We start from the raw sequence: 15,138 nt of genomic DNA, 5'->3' as shown, positions 1-15,138 counted from the left end.
CCCAATCCCTAATCGCCAATCCCCAATCCCCAGTCGCCAATACCCAACCCCCAACCTTGCCTTAAATCCTTGGTTTGCGTCAAAATAATAATTAAAACGTTGTCATTTTTCTTAACAATGTTGCAAGCGCAGCCCAATCAAACTGTTTCTAATCTCCAAATCCCCACCGAAGAAAAAGAATACGATTACGATCTAGTAGTTGTAGGTGGTGGTATTGTCGGCTTGACTTTGGCAGCTGCACTCCAAGATTCTGGGTTAAGCGTGCTGTTAATTGAAGCGAAGGCGCAATCTGATTCGGTAATGAAGGGACAAGCCTATGCCATTCATATGCTTTCGGCGTTAATTTTTCAGGGAATTGGCGTTTGGGACAAAATTCGACCCCAAATAGAAACTTATCGCCACGTTTGCCTTTCTGATGCCGATTATCCTTGTGTTGTGGAGTTTGATAATTCTGATATTAATCAAAATGATCTAGGTTATGTCGCCGAGCATAAGGCCATTTTGTTCCCTTTGCAAGAATTTGTGAAGGATTGTCACAATATCACCTATTTATGCCCAGCGGAGGTAGTAAATACCCAGTATCAAAAGAATATGACGAAAGTTGATGTGAAGGTTGCTGGGGAAGTACGAACTGTTCGCACTAAGTTATTAGTTGGTGCAGATGGAGCGCGATCGCGCATTCGCCAAGGTGCTGGAATTAAAACTCATGGCTGGAAATATTGGCAGTCCTGTATTGTAGCTTTTGTGAAGCCAGAAAAACCTCATAACAACACAGCTTACGAAAAGTTCCAATCCAGCGGTCCATTTGCCATTTTACCTTTACCAGGAAATCGCTGTCGGATTGTTTGGACTGCACCCCATGCAGAAGCAAAAGCATTGTGTGAATTAGACGACAAGAAATTTTTGGCAGAATTGCAAAAACGTTTTGGAAACCAAATGGGTAAACTGGAATTGTTGGGAGAACGCTTCACTTTCCAGGTGCAGTTAATGCAAAGTACTCGTTATGTCCTCAATCGACTAGCTTTAATTGGTAATGCAGCACATAGCTGTCATCCAGTGGGAGGACAGGGTTTAAATTTGGGTATAAGAGATGCTGCTGCTTTAGCACAAACTATCCAAGAAGCCCAAGCACGCGGTCAAGATATTGGTGATATTAAAGTACTTAAATCCTACGAACGTTGGCGTCAGCGAGAAAACTTAGCAATTCTCGGTATGACTGATTTATTGGATCGGACATTTTCCAATCAATTTTTACCTGTAGTTTTGGGAAGACGCTTGGTTTTATGGATGATGAAGAGAATACGCCTAATCAAGATTTTTAATCTTAAGTTAATGGTTGGTTTAACTGGTAAGACTCCTAAATTAGCCCAAAAAGTTTTGGAAGCTTAAGTTTTGGAAGCTTAAGTTTTGGAAGCTTAAGTTTTGGAAGTTTAAGTTTTGGAAGTTTAATTTTACCAACTTCCTTATTAATTTGTACTTACTCAAATACCAAATCTTCTCATCCCTTGCTTGTTGTATAGCACTACGAAGTTACCTTAGGACATGTATTAACCCTAAAAGTCATACGTATTAAGCTTGTGTCCGTAGGACACGCGATGCTAACTTTTGACTTTTGATTTTTTACTTTTTACTTGCACATAGCGCTATATTTGTTCGCAAATACACCCATAATCCTATGGGCAAATGCATTGTATTCGCAAAAGGTAACACTGTAGATCTGTCATCGCTGTTTTAGCTTTACGGTTGACGTTTATCTTTGACAGTGATACAAATAATCTTCACACTTGTTGTTTAGACAAGTTAACAAATAATAAGTAAATATGCTCTGTATAGGGCTAATTTTGCGAATTTATTTTAAATGATAAATTACCTATTAACCCACGAATAGTGAACAATAAATGAAAATAATGATACTTACTAGTTACGAGTAAACTCTGAACAAAAAAATAAAAATTGAAATTTGAAATTGGTTACATCGATCGTAAGTAGTGCTAAAGTTGCAACAATTCATCTAAATTTATTCAGCCAGTATCAATGCTGAAGAAGCTACAAAAAAAGCAAATTTCCTTAATTGCGGGTGCAGGCATTTGTGCCTTTTTTGCGGGGGCGATGTTATCAGCGCCTCAAATTGGCGAATCCTTGAGTCAATTGTTTATCTTGGGTGGTTTGCCCGAGAAAATATCTGAAAAAAGTGCCGCTAACTCTCCTGTTCTGGCATTGTCTTTACAACCGCTACAGGATAGAGAAAATCAACTCAAAGAGTTAATTAAGAAGTCTTCGCCCAGAGATAAAAATCGAGCTCGTTATCTATTGGCGAGTGATTTAATTGATCGAAGAGAAGCTGCTTCAGCTTTGGAACTGCTGGAGGATTTGGATAAGGAGTACAAAGTTTTAGCTCCCTATGTTTTGCTCAAAAAAGCTCACGCCTATGACATTTTGAAAAAGGGCGGTCAAGCTTCGGATATGAGGCAAGCTGTTATTAAGCGCTTTCCCAAGCATCCGGCAGCGGCAAAAGCTTTATATTTGATTGGTGCAAAAGATTACCAAGATCGGGCGATCGCTGATTTCCCATCTCATCCTTTGACTTGGGAAATTATTAAGGGACGCTTGCAGGAAAATCCTGAACAGCCGGAATTAAAATTGATTTTGGCAAGACATGCTTTCGATCAGCCTGGAATGAATCCGATTTTAGAGCAGCTTCTAGAACAAAACTTACCAGATTTGAAACCGAAAGATTGGGAAGCAATTGCAACTGGCTTATGGCGAAAGAATGAATTTGGTAAAGCAGCAACAGCATACGAAAGAGCAGCACAAACTCCACGAAATATTTATCGAGTTGCACGGGGACATCAAATCAGTAATGATCGCCTAAAGGCTAATGATACATATCAAAAACTAATAGAAGAGTTTCCCAAAGCAGAAGAAGCAGGAATGGGTTTGATGCGTCTGGCTGAGATGCAGAAAAATAAAAAAGATGCTCTGCCATATTTAGACCAGATTATTGCTAATTTTCCCAGGCAAGCGGGTGCTGCATTAATTAAAAAATCAAAAATTTTGGAAGCTCAACAAGATGAGAAAGGAGCACGGGAAGCTTTAAAAGTACTAATTGAAGAGCATAAAACTACCAAAGAAGCTGCGGAATATCGTTGGGAAGTTGCTCTGAAGAAAGCCAAAGAAAAAAATTATAAAGCTGCTTGGCAATGGGCTGAACCTATACCCTTGAATAATCCTGATAGCATTTTAGCTCCGAGGGCAGGATTTTGGGTTGGAAAATGGGCAACAAAGCTAGGAGAAGAGCAAAAGGCTAAAGAAGCTTACAAATATGTAATTGCCAATTTCCCTTACTCCTATTATTCGTGGCGCTCGGCATCAGTATTAGGATTAGATGTTGGTAACTTTAATTCTGTGCGTCAATTGACTCCAGAAATCTCTCCTTTACGACGCTCGGTACCTCCTGCAGGGACAGAAACATTCAAAGAATTATATTTGTTAGGTCAAGATCGGGATGCATGGTTGCAATGGGAGACTGAATTTAACAACCAGATCCAACCTTCTGTTGCAGAACAATTTACTGAAGGTTTAATGCGTTTAACAAAGGGAGATTATTTAGCTGGTATCAGTAAAGTTGCAAAACTAGAAGATCGGACAAAGCCGAAGGAAATTGCTGAGTACCAAGCCTTAAGTAAACGGATGGCTTACTGGCAAGCTCGTTATCCTTTTCCTTATTTTCAGTTGATCCGAAAGTGGTCTAGGGCGAATAAAATTAATCCTTTGCTAGTAGTTGGATTGATGCGTCAGGAGTCAAGGTTCCAGCGAAATATTCGTTCGGTAGCTAATGCAGCGGGTTTAATGCAAGTATTACCTTCTACTGCAGAATGGATTGCACCAAAAATTGGAGAAGATTTTAGGGACTTTGAATTGACAGACCCCAGCGATAATATTCGTTTAGGTACTTGGTATTTGAATTATACTCATAACAAATATCAGGGAAATTCATTGTTGGCGATCGCTAGTTATAATGCTGGACCAGGGAATGTAAATAAGTGGTTGAAAACTCTACCTAGAGAAGACCCTGATGAATTTGTGGAAGCAATTCCTTTTAATGAAACCAAAAATTATGTGCGACAAGTATTGGGTAATTATTGGAATTATTTGAGGCTTTATAATCCGCAAATGTCAAAGTTAGTTGCTAAATATTCAGAGGAGCATCCGAAATTACCCCATCAGGAAGATGAGAAAGTAAAAAGTAAAAAGTAAAAAGTAAGAAGTAATGAGTAATGAGTAATGAGTAAGAAGTAATGAGTAAGAAGTAATGAGTAAGAAGTAATGAGTAATGAATAGAAATAATTGTTGAATATGCAAAGCGTGTAGGGCGATAGTAGGCTAAGTATTTATGCACATTTATACCCAGTATCCTTGGGTGAGGATGTAAGTATAGTAATACGGCAGAGAGGGGTAAAGTCTCTGCCGTAAGTCTTAAAGTATCTTTATGGAATGGCACTAAGAAAAGCTGGAACCCTTGTGGTTTAAGCAGTTTGTAATTGCTTATTTAATTCATGCCGGGGTTTAGTCATTAAGGGGTAAGCTTTTGGACGGCGTTTGCGGACTCGTGGTTGACTACGGCCTGGGCGTTCTGGAACAGCCTTATGAGCAATAACTTTAAGTAAAGTGGAATAAATTTGAAGACGTTTTTTAGAATAAGCGGTTAGCAATTGAGGAATAAAGTTATTTAAATGATGGCGAGTACCTTGCAATGACAAGCGTAACGGAGGAGTAGCGTAAGTAGTACCTGCCGACCACATCAAACTACGAATTAGATTGTAAGCCAGCAAATAAACATAAATTTCTTTGCGTACCATAGAAGGAGTTTTACAACGTAAAACATCCATGCCTAGAGTAGTTTTTATATGTTTTAAATCTATTTCTGCATGCCAACGTTTACCATAAAGTTTAACAATTTCCAGAGTAGAATAAGCATTTTTATCGGATAGTGTAGTGATTAAACTAGCTCTTTGAGTTCTAAAACCAGGAATTACAATATAATAGTATATTTCACGCACAGTGATGGTAGTGGGTAAAGCATTAAATTCATCTTTACTCAATCCTTTGGGGCATTTTTTAGGTTTATGCCAAGTCACCAATTTGTCAGAATCTCCAACAATTTTACCTTTTCGCATTGAGGTTTTTCGAGCTTGATGTTTACGAAATACTGCGTCACAATCAAGTTTTTTAATTGCAACTAAGTCAGCATAAGCGCAAAAAGCTCTATCCCCTAAAAGGATATCTAAGGGATTAAGAAACTGATATAGTTTTCTAGCCAATTGAATGTCATGAGTGTTCAAAACGTCGATAAATAAAGCAACAGCAGCCCCCGTTGCTAAACTAAATATCACACCAATTTTTGCAATTGGAAATCCACATCCGGGCTTTTGAGTTTTGGGTTGGGGATATTCTTTCTGGTTTTCCAAAGTATCAGGCATGGAGATGGTTGAACCGTCTATTACTTTGACATTGCGACCACACCATAAATGTTCTGTTGTTACTTTCTCTTCTAGATTTTGTCCAGACTTATTAAAAAGTTTTTCTAATAGTTTTTCTGGTAATCTTGACCGTGCTTGGCAGTAAGCACTTGTATCAGTGGAAGGGATTTCTACTCCTTCTCCTGTTAAATAGGCAATTATTTTACTTACGGCATTATGGCAACTTTTATCAGTATCCAAAACCTGAGATAAAAACGCCCATAATGTTACGAATGGGTCAAATAATCGCTTTTTGTATTTTATTTTTAGTTCCTCGAGTGCTTGCTCGATTGCTGAGGATGGTAATAATTCTTTAAAAGGTAATCCCAGACTTTGATTAAATTTATTCTTGAGGATTTGTACTCGTAATGTCACAGTAGTATTTATCAGTTGGCTTGCTCGTATCAAAGAAATTATTTCATGAACGAGTAAGCTTTTCTACTCACAACAAATTTTACATCGTCCTTACATACTTGTTTCATCCATTCGCTACAGTGTGCCTGGGGCATGGATAACCCTGTTTATAGTAGGTGCGTCGTTAGCAGCGGGCATCTGCAGAACAATCGCTCCATGCTGTCCATTCGTGGCCCCAAGTGAAGATATTGCATCAAGAACAAGCTCCTAAACCATCCTTTAATTATTAAATTGCTTGAAAAGCTATAGTGCTTGTTCTGCATAGCTTGTGGCTTTTCTTAGTGCCATTCGTATCTTTATGTCCTGTTTATGAAATGCTTCGAGATTATAAGTTGGAGAGAGGTTGATTATTTATTGTTGGGTACTAAGTTAAGTGATTGCTTGCGCTTTAAACTACCTATACCAACAGCACCTAAAATAAATAAACCTAACATAGAGGTAGGCTCGGGAACTGATTCCGACTCTAAGGTAAGTTGAGCGTTAGAAATGATTGCGTCGTCTTGGTAAACCCAAGCTATGGAGTTTGCAGTTCCAGAAGTTAAGGCATTTAATATACCACTAGCATCAAAACCATAGTCCAGTAAATCGAAAGTTACAGTACCAATATCTCCTCTAGAGGGAATTCCAGGGATGTTAGGAATTCTGACACTACCAACACCTGGTATACCTGTAGAGTCTGTAGTGATTAAGCCACTTCGAGGTGATAGGGTCAAACTTAACAATGCAGATGTTAAGTTCCCATCAGAAAGGAATGAATTCAGATTTGTATTACCACTAAAATCAAAGTTCCATCTTGTTGTTTCATCAACCCCATCACCTAGGCTAGTTGTAGCAGGATTACCATTGTTAGCTGTTATGGTAAAATCACCATTTTGCATGCTTGTACCTGTAATTCTGTTTGGGTTTTCAGAACCAGAAGCAACTGCTGTAATTGATGCAGCAGAAGCTGTTTGAGACATGAAAGAGCCTACAGCAATAAATCCAGCAGTAATAATAGAAAGTGTTTTCAAATTCAACATGTTTATATCCTTCTCTTATTAATACTCAGAACTATCTCAAGTTTATAAAGTCTAAATTTTCCAAATTAAACACTTAGAAAATTGATTGTTTTTTATAGTGATGCGAATCCTGTTTTTGTTAAAGATAGCTATTATTATGAATTATTAGCTGCATTGCGAAGTAAGATGAAGTCATCCATGTAACTAAATTAACTAACCACAAATCACTTCGTAAATCAGCTTAAACACTTACAGTTATATATATTTTTTACGAAGTCTAATAATACGAATTTCAGTAGTATCAAATTTAATGAATATAAATTGCTAAAATAAATAAAATTACTGATAAATTTTAAATTTATTTCCTATAATAACAACCTATGACAGGTAAAAACCGTCGTTGAACGACGGTATATTAAAAAACTTAATTCACAGAAACCTTAACCAAAAATTGCAGCGGAAGAAAATTCCGAAGTATCACCAGTTTTTCGATTAGTAGCTGTCGCAGTGATTACTCGATCTTTGACAATAATATCGTCGGTACTGAAATCAAAATTCGCATCCCCATTTTTGTCAGTCCTCAGATTGACCGAGCCAAGGAAATTCGCACCTTCATCCGAATTTTCAGCATTTGGACTTGAGAAAAACTCAATTTTGTAAGAACTTCTAGGTAAGCTGTTAAGTTTTCCAGTCAATTCTATACCATCATCACCACTGCTAATCGATTCAATAACTGGATTATTCTGAAGGTTATTTGCTCCAGTATCTATATCTCCAATGTCATTAGGGGTAAGACCATCTCTAGTGGAATCGTAACTTAAGTCAATCCCCAATCCGGCATTATCATAAATTGAGTTACGTGAAATGGTATTACCGCTTGAAGTCATATCAGCAATTAAGACTCCATCTCCACCATTATGATGAATTAAGTTACCTTTACCAATTAAAGAGTCATTCCTTAGGAGCGAGGGAGTATTACCAAAAAGTAATTTTTCAGATTGGGAGCGTATGGGATAATTCTTAAATTTGTTCGGGATGGATGTACTTGATTTTGTGTCGCCAATGATATTACCCGAAGCTCCATCAAAAATGATAATACCATCTTCAGCATTCCCCATATCCATAGTACCAGTGGCATCGGTACCAATGAAATTCGAGGTAACTAAGTTCTTAGTGGTACCCTTATCATTCATTTCAATCCCAGTTTCACCATTATTAGAAATAACATTACGGGTAATTATATTCTTGGAGGCTCCAGCATCAATATCAACTCCATCGGTACCATTACCTAAGGCTTTAGCTCCAGTAGCATCAGTACCGATGTAGTTACCTGCAACTAAAATTTTTCTCGCACCGGTACCTTGAATCTCTACACCATCACTGACATTACCCGAAATAATATTACTGATAACAAAATTGCGACCTGCTCCATCATCGATCGCTAAACCATCATCACCATTACCTAAGGCTTTAGTTCCACTGATATCTATACCGATGTAGTTATTAATAACTAGGTTATCCACTGTACCTGGATCGGCTATGGGTATACCATCATCTAAATTTCCAGAAACAATATTACCTGCAACAATGTTCTTAGAACTTCCATCTTTGATTTGAATCCCATCATCATTTCCTAAGGCTTTAGTACCGGTGATATCTGTACCGATATAGTTACCTTTTACTTCATTGCGTCGCGTACCTTCACCACCAATGTCAACACCATCATCGACGTTACCGGAAATAAGGTTGCGATCACGGAAATCTCCGGTACCAATTAAGTTTTTGGAGGCTCCTTCCTTAATTTTTATACCTTCATTTTCGTTCCCTAGGGCGATGGTACCAGTAGCATCTGTACCAATATAATTATCTTTAAGTAAATTATGCTTCGTCCCTCTACCAATCATTTTGATTCCGTTATCTTTATTACCCGAAATCAAGTTATCAGCAATATTATTCCGTGAAGCTCCTTCATTTAAACTAATACCATTATCGTTACCCAAAGCAGCTTTACCTTGGACATCGGTACCGATATAATTTCCTTCTATCTGATTATTTTTGGTTCCACGACCAGTTAATGCAATACCGTCACCATCATTACCCAAGATGAGGTTACCATTAACTCCTAAGCTCTTGACGTTAGCAAGACTAGTAGAAGTAATTGTATCTTTTAAGCCTCCACCAATCAGATTATCAGAAGCTCCATTTTCCAGACTAATACCATTACCCTGATTACCGAGATCCATAGTACCAGTGATATCAGTACCAATATAGTTCCCTACTATTTTGTTATCATCCGAACCATTGAGGCTAATACCTGAACCACTGAAACTATGGATTGCTAATCCTCGAATAGTACTACCACGTCCTCCGCGAGTAATAGTTAATCCATTAACATCAGTTCCTGCATTTGCACCATTTAGTTCAATGCTCGGCATACCGCCAAACTCAGATTGGGTAGTACCATCAATAATGACTTGATCTGTAATATCAGGTAGAGCAGATGCAAGTTGGATAGTGTGGGATTCCATCCCTGGGATATCAAACAAAATGTTATCCAAACCTGAGGATTGATTTGCTCCTAGGATTGCATCGCGAAGAGAACCTGCACCAGCGTCATTAGTATTAGATACGGTAAATATTGTCATGACTTAAATCTGACCTCCGTTGAATCACTTATAAGTAAAACTTCTAGGATTGTTCCTTCCAGCCAAATTAGCGATGGACTGCGGGTTTATCACCCATATCGCCAAATAGAGTTTCTGTCATTAATGGGGTTACTATGAATATTATTTTTTACAAGCTTGTAGATAAGATAGCCATCTATAAGAGTTTAAGCAAAGCTGAGCTAGCTCAAAAAAGATTTTCCTTCTTTGAAGTTTAAAGGTCAAAAGTGACAAAGTTAGACAGAAAAAGTGACAAACTAGAGTTATATTAGCTTGATATTCAAAATTAGGAATATGTTACGGAGAGAATGCAAATTCTGGAAAAATTGCAGGTTTAGCTGGAGATGTCTGCGACTTAAGTTCAATTAACTAGGTTTACCTGCTTATTTCTCATATCAGTTATTTCATAATTGTATCGATTTCCAAGACGTGCTAGGGAAACTGTATTGGGTAATATTTTGCATTGTCGCCTAAAGCACATTGCATCAAAAATAAATAATATTATATGTAACTTTTGGCTTAATAAACAATTAAATTATTTTGTATAAAAAAAATGTGTCATTTTATTTGTTTATTTGATTTAAAAATATTAAATTGAATATATACTCACAAGTTCATCACAATTTGTTGGTAACTGTTAAATATAAGCATGACGGAGGCATAATTACTTAACAAGAAGACATGTAATTATACAAGTAATAAATAGAACAATAACTCCAAGCGTAATAAAAGTATAGAAAATATAAGTATATATACCACTTGTACTTACGTCAATATTTATTAGTCCCTAAAGTAAAAACAATGAATTGAGTAGTTAGTCTCATTCCTCAACTATGTCCAATAAAATCCTAATTTTGGCAGCCAATCCTTTTGGTGATTTAAATCTATCTCGAGAAATACGTGATATTCGAGAAGGATTACGACGTTCAGCCAAACGGGAGGAGTTTGAACTTGAACAGAGAGAGGCTTTACGTCCCCAAGACTTGCAACGCGCTTTGTTGGAAGTAGACCCCAGGATTGTTCACTTTTGCGGACATGGTAGTGGGAGCGAAGGACTAGTTTTAGAAAGCAATGAGGGACAACAACATTTGGTGACTACGGAAGCGATCGCAGGCTTGTTTAAACTATTTACCAATCGGGTGGAATGCATTTTACTCAATGCTTGCTATTCTCAAGTGCAAGCTGAAGCTATTGTAAAACACATAAACTATGTGATTGGCATGAGTCAGGATGTTCGAGATGATGCTGCGATCGCCTTTACGGTCGGATTTTATGAAGCACTAGGTTCTGGAGAGACTATCAAATCTGCTTACGAATTCGGCTGTAATCGCATTCAGTTAGAAGTTAATCGCTCTACAAATTATCAGACAGGAGAACCATTTGCTGTTCCCGAACATTTAATTCCCATACTGCTGAAAAATCCAAATCCAGTGGCAATTTCTAGTCCTGTTGAAGAAAAATTAGAAATTCCATCTCCAGGAAATAGCAATATGACTAAAGTGATTCAGATTCAAGATAAGCGTCGTAGCAGAATAAATTTTGAGGGGTATACGACTGTCATAGGTGATGTAGTAGCAAGAGATAAGATTATTAAAAATACTACTAGCTCAAAAGAAGGTGTTACAAAATGTGAGGTTGTGCAACTTCTTGAAAAGTTAAAAGCCCTGATCAAAGAAGCAGATTTTGATGATGACGAAAAAGATATTGCGACAGGAAGGGTAGCGGCTGCAATCATTGAAGCCAAAAACGCAGATGGGAAAAATCCTCAAGAAGTTCAAGAAAAGATAGATAAATATTTAGCAGAAACTAAAACAATTCTTGAGCAAGTAACAAACATGGGAGAAACTGGTAGCACAATTTTTCCGATTATGGATGAAATAACAAAGTTATGAAGAAGATACTAGCAGTATTAATAAGGATGTATTTATAGAAATAAATATGTAATAAGTGACGATGAACAATACTAATGAGATGGATGGTAATAGGGATAAGATAGGCTTTGGTGACAAGACAATTGTCACAGGAGATGTTATCGGTGGGAATAAATACGATATCAAGTTTTATGCCCTAGCTTCTGTTGCTAGGAATGGTAAGGTAGATTGGGGACAATATCGAGCAAAAGGTAAAATTGAAATTGAAGAACCCTATCAATTTTTGAGTTACTACGACACCACAGATGCAGATATTTTCTTTGGTCGGGAAGCTGTCTCCCAGTTACTAGTATCCAAAATATCCAGTCATAAGCTAATTTTGCTTAACGGTAAGTCTGGCAGTGGAAAAACTTCTTTAATTAATGCTGGAATAATTCCACATTTGGTTACAAAAGGCTATTTTACAATGGTTTTCCGGGACTATGGCTATCCCACTGAACTAATTAAGGCTGGTATTGAAAATCTGGAGAATGTAAACATTGATCTTAGTAAGAGTAATACACTTTTGGAATGTTTACAGCAAACTTCTCAACAAAGTCAGCGTCGTCTGGCGATTTTTCTCGATCAATTTGAAAGATTCTTTTTAAATTTACCTTTAATTAAGAGAGGGCAGTTTATTCAAGAATTCACTGAATGTTTACAGGTACTCAACGCCCAGGAATTAAATATTGTAATTTCTGTGCGCCAAGATTTTTACGGGAACTTGGGAGAATTTTGGCAATTAATTCCTGAATTTAACACCGAGAGTTATCAATATTATTTAGAGCCATTAAATGTAGAAGAGGCTATAGAAGCGATCGAGAAACCATTAGAAATTATCAAAGATAAGATAGTTTATGAACCAGATTTTTTAAAAAATGAGCTTGTGCCTCATCTTATTAGAAAAAGTGAGAAGGAGGCGGTAGAGCAAATTGAGCCAGTCCACTTACAAATTGTCTGTAATCGTTTATTTGATGAGGTAAAAACTAAATATATACAAGATATTAAAGAAGGAAAAATTATCATTATCAAAGAAGATTTATATCAGTCTTTGGGTGGTGTTGAGGGGGTATTACAAGAATATGTTGATGTAATTCTGACTAAAATGCCAAATGAGCGAGATGAGGTCAAGTCGATTCTCAAACAAATGACAACGAGTCAAGGAACGCGTATTTTTAAATCTATTGAAGAAATTGCCCAAGTATTACACTATTCAGAAACACAAGTTGAAAAGATTATTGAAAAACTAGATAGAAGTCGTCTGATTGAAACTATACCTCAAGCCAAAAAATACTCAATTACCCACGAATATCTTGCTCACAAAATTAACCAGTGGAATAGTTTAAAAGAATTAGAAATCAAAAAAGCGACTGAACTATTTGACAGATGTCTAAGCAACTGGCGACTTTATCGCATAACTATTCCGCGTAATCAATTTCAGGAACTGAGGAAATGCAAAAATTATCTTAATTTGGATGAAAATGGCAAACAGCTATTTAGGGTAAGTTCAAGGTCTTATCATACAGTTAACTTTGTAATTGTATCAATCGTAGCTGTGTTAGTGGGGCTAACTTATTCTGCTTTAAATAGTTGGGAGATAGCAGAGAAAGGTCAAATTAATGCACAAATAACATCTTCAAAAGCAAATTTCAACTCAAATCGATATTCTTTTGATGCTCTTATAGATGCTTTAAAAGCAGGAAAAAATTTTCAGCGTTCTATTTGGGTCAGAAGGGACAAAAAGCTAAAGGCTCAAGTAATGGAAGCACTCAGTTCAGCTTACTGGGTAAGAGAAAGCAATCGCCTACAAAACCACAAAGGTCTTGTTAAACAAGTTAAGTTTAGTCCTGATGGTCAGACAATTGCCTCTGCTAGTTACGATAAAACTGCTAAAATTTGGACTACAGATGGGAAAGAAGTTATTACGTTGAATGGTACAAAAGGTCACACAAAACAAGTTGTAGATGTCAGCTTTAGTCCCAATAGTCAAATCATTGCTACTGCCAGTCAAGATGGTACTGTAAAACTCTGGGATCGGAAAGGAAAATTCTTAAGTAATTTAGAAGAAAGTCGCAATACTATTTGGAGTGTTTCTTTTAGTCCCGATGGTAAAACTGTTGCTACAGCTAGTGCTGATAAGACAGTTAAGCTTTGGAGCCTTGAAGATCGTTCTTTACAAAAAACTTTAGAGGGTCATAAGGCAGAAGTTTACAAAGTCAGTTTTAGTAAAGATGGAAGAAAAATTGCTACTGCCAGTAAAGATGGTACTGTAAAACTCTGGGACGACCAAGGTAATTTGATTCACACTTTTACAGGACATAGAAATGCAGTAATTGGTGTTAGTTTTAGTCCCGATGGTCAAACTATTGCCTCTGCTAGTTTTGATAAGACAGTAATTATTTGGAATTTAAGTAGGAAAGATAAAAAAACAACTCTTACAATAGATTCAGATGAAATAAATGATGTGAAATTCAGCCCCGATGGCAACAGAATTGCCACTGCTCATAAAGATGGAAAGGTAAAGTTATGGCGTACTCAAGATGGTTTTCTTCTAAAAACTTTTGAGGGGCATCAAGGACGAGTAAATAGTGTTAGTTTTAACAATGATGGCAACATTCTTGCATCTGCAAGCGACGACAAAATAGTTAAACTTTGGCGACTAAATAACGATTTGTTAACTAATTTTGATGGGCATAGTGGGGCAATTTATACTGTTGATATCAATCCCAATGGCAATATGATTGCTAGTGGTGCTGAGGATAAAACTATCAAGATATGGAACTTGCAGGGAGTAATAATAAAAACCCTTGAAGAGCATCGTAAAGGTGTTAGTAGTGTTACTTTCAGCCCAAATGGTGAGATGATTGCCAGTGGTAGTGGGGATGAAACTGCCAAACTATGGGATTTGCGGAAAGGAGTAACAAAAACCCTTGAAGAGGATAGTGGAACAATCACTGAAGTTGCTTTTAGCCCAGATGGTAGTACTATTGCTTCAGCTAGTCTTGATGGAACTATAAAAATTTGGAGCCAAAAAGGGATTTTAATAAAACTTCTACCAAATGCTGATACAAAAATATCTGCAGTTAATTTTAGCCTTGATGGCAAAATGATTGCTGCTGGCAGTCGCAATGGGAGAATCCAGATATGGGATCGTAAAGGAATATTTCAGAAGGAATGGCAGGCTCATGAAGCAGAAATTTACAGGATTCGCTTCAGTCCCAACAGCCAGGTCATTGCAACTTCTAGTGAAGATAAAACCGTGAAATTGTGGGATTTGAATGGTAGTTTATTAAGAACTTTAGAAGGTCATAAGGCTGGAATTTGGGGCATGGATTTTAGCCCTGATGGAAGAAACATGATTGCCACTGCCAGTGATGATAGAACAGTAAAAATATGGTATTTAGATGGTACATTAATCACAACCTTAGTTGGTCATAAACGAGAAGTTAACTCTCTGCGGTTCAGTCGTAATGGGAAAATGCTGGCTACTGTAAGTTCAGATGGAACTGTATCACTTTGGAATGTGGAACCAGCAATTCTCATTTTGAAAACGTAGTACAAATAGATACAGAATGAAATATAAAAATAGGAGATTTCTTCGAGGCGATAAGCGGAGCATGCGCCTCTTTAGAGG

The 15,138-nt window shown here is 37.1% G+C and carries 7 protein-coding genes; 4 read left to right on the top strand and 3 right to left on the bottom strand.

Translation table 11 applies throughout. The features are described 5' to 3' along the window. Positions 1–117 precede the first annotated feature (117 nt). Both QNJ50_RS18415 and QNJ50_RS18410 read left to right on the top strand, forming a co-directional pair. Entirely contained in the window at positions 118–1,389 is a 1,272-nt protein-coding gene (locus tag QNJ50_RS18415; protein WP_300637862.1) for an FAD-dependent hydroxylase, read from the top strand. 645 nt (positions 1,390–2,034) lie between these two features. Next, complete coding sequence (locus QNJ50_RS18410; protein ID WP_300637860.1) at positions 2,035–4,257, top strand: transglycosylase SLT domain-containing protein; 2,223 nt, start codon at positions 2,035–2,037, stop codon at positions 4,255–4,257. A gap of 269 nt (positions 4,258–4,526) precedes the next feature. Here QNJ50_RS18410 and QNJ50_RS18405 read toward each other — a convergent pair whose 3' ends face one another. From QNJ50_RS18405 to QNJ50_RS18395, 3 genes are all read right to left on the bottom strand, one after another. After that, the gene (locus QNJ50_RS18405) at positions 4,527–5,894 is read right to left on the bottom strand and encodes an IS4 family transposase (protein ID WP_300637858.1); all 1,368 of its coding nucleotides are present in this window, start codon (positions 5,892–5,894) and stop codon (positions 4,527–4,529) included. Positions 5,895–6,280: 386 nt separating this feature from the next. Then, the gene (locus tag QNJ50_RS18400; protein WP_300637856.1) at positions 6,281–6,952 is read right to left on the bottom strand and encodes a PEP-CTERM sorting domain-containing protein; all 672 of its coding nucleotides are present in this window, start codon (positions 6,950–6,952) and stop codon (positions 6,281–6,283) included. Positions 6,953–7,371: 419 nt separating this feature from the next. After that, entirely contained in the window at positions 7,372–9,576 is a 2,205-nt protein-coding gene (locus QNJ50_RS18395; RefSeq protein ID WP_300637854.1) for a right-handed parallel beta-helix repeat-containing protein, read from the bottom strand. Positions 9,577–10,427: 851 nt separating this feature from the next. On the opposite strand from QNJ50_RS18395, the gene QNJ50_RS18390 reads away from it, so the two are divergent. Continuing rightward, positions 10,428–11,486: a CHAT domain-containing protein gene (locus QNJ50_RS18390; RefSeq protein ID WP_300637852.1), complete on the top strand. Its 1,059-nt coding sequence runs from the start codon at positions 10,428–10,430 to the stop codon at positions 11,484–11,486. 61 nt (positions 11,487–11,547) lie between these two features. Next, complete coding sequence (locus QNJ50_RS18385) at positions 11,548–15,060, top strand: hypothetical protein (protein WP_300637851.1); 3,513 nt, start codon at positions 11,548–11,550, stop codon at positions 15,058–15,060. Positions 15,061–15,138 lie beyond the last annotated feature (78 nt).

The sequence above is a fragment of the Mastigocoleus sp. MO_188.B34 genome, from assembly GCF_030065675.1.
Taxonomy (GTDB): Bacteria; Cyanobacteriota; Cyanobacteriia; order Cyanobacteriales; family Nostocaceae; genus Mastigocoleus.
This window is presented reverse-complemented; position numbering and strand designations above follow the sequence as displayed.

Bases quoted from the DNA above. Each gene is read 5' to 3' on its own strand.
- QNJ50_RS18410 (WP_300637860.1), top strand. From the start codon at position 2,035: ATGCTGAAGAAGCTACAAAAAAAGCAAATTTCCTTAATTGCGGGTGCA.
- QNJ50_RS18415 (WP_300637862.1), top strand. From the start codon at position 118: ATGTTGCAAGCGCAGCCCAATCAAACTGTTTCTAATCTCCAAATCCCC.
- QNJ50_RS18385 (WP_300637851.1), top strand. From the start codon at position 11,548: ATGAACAATACTAATGAGATGGATGGTAATAGGGATAAGATAGGCTTT.
- QNJ50_RS18395 (WP_300637854.1), bottom strand. From the start codon at position 9,576: ATGACAATATTTACCGTATCTAATACTAATGACGCTGGTGCAGGTTCT.
- QNJ50_RS18390 (WP_300637852.1), top strand. From the start codon at position 10,428: ATGTCCAATAAAATCCTAATTTTGGCAGCCAATCCTTTTGGTGATTTA.
- QNJ50_RS18400 (WP_300637856.1), bottom strand. From the start codon at position 6,952: ATGTTGAATTTGAAAACACTTTCTATTATTACTGCTGGATTTATTGCT.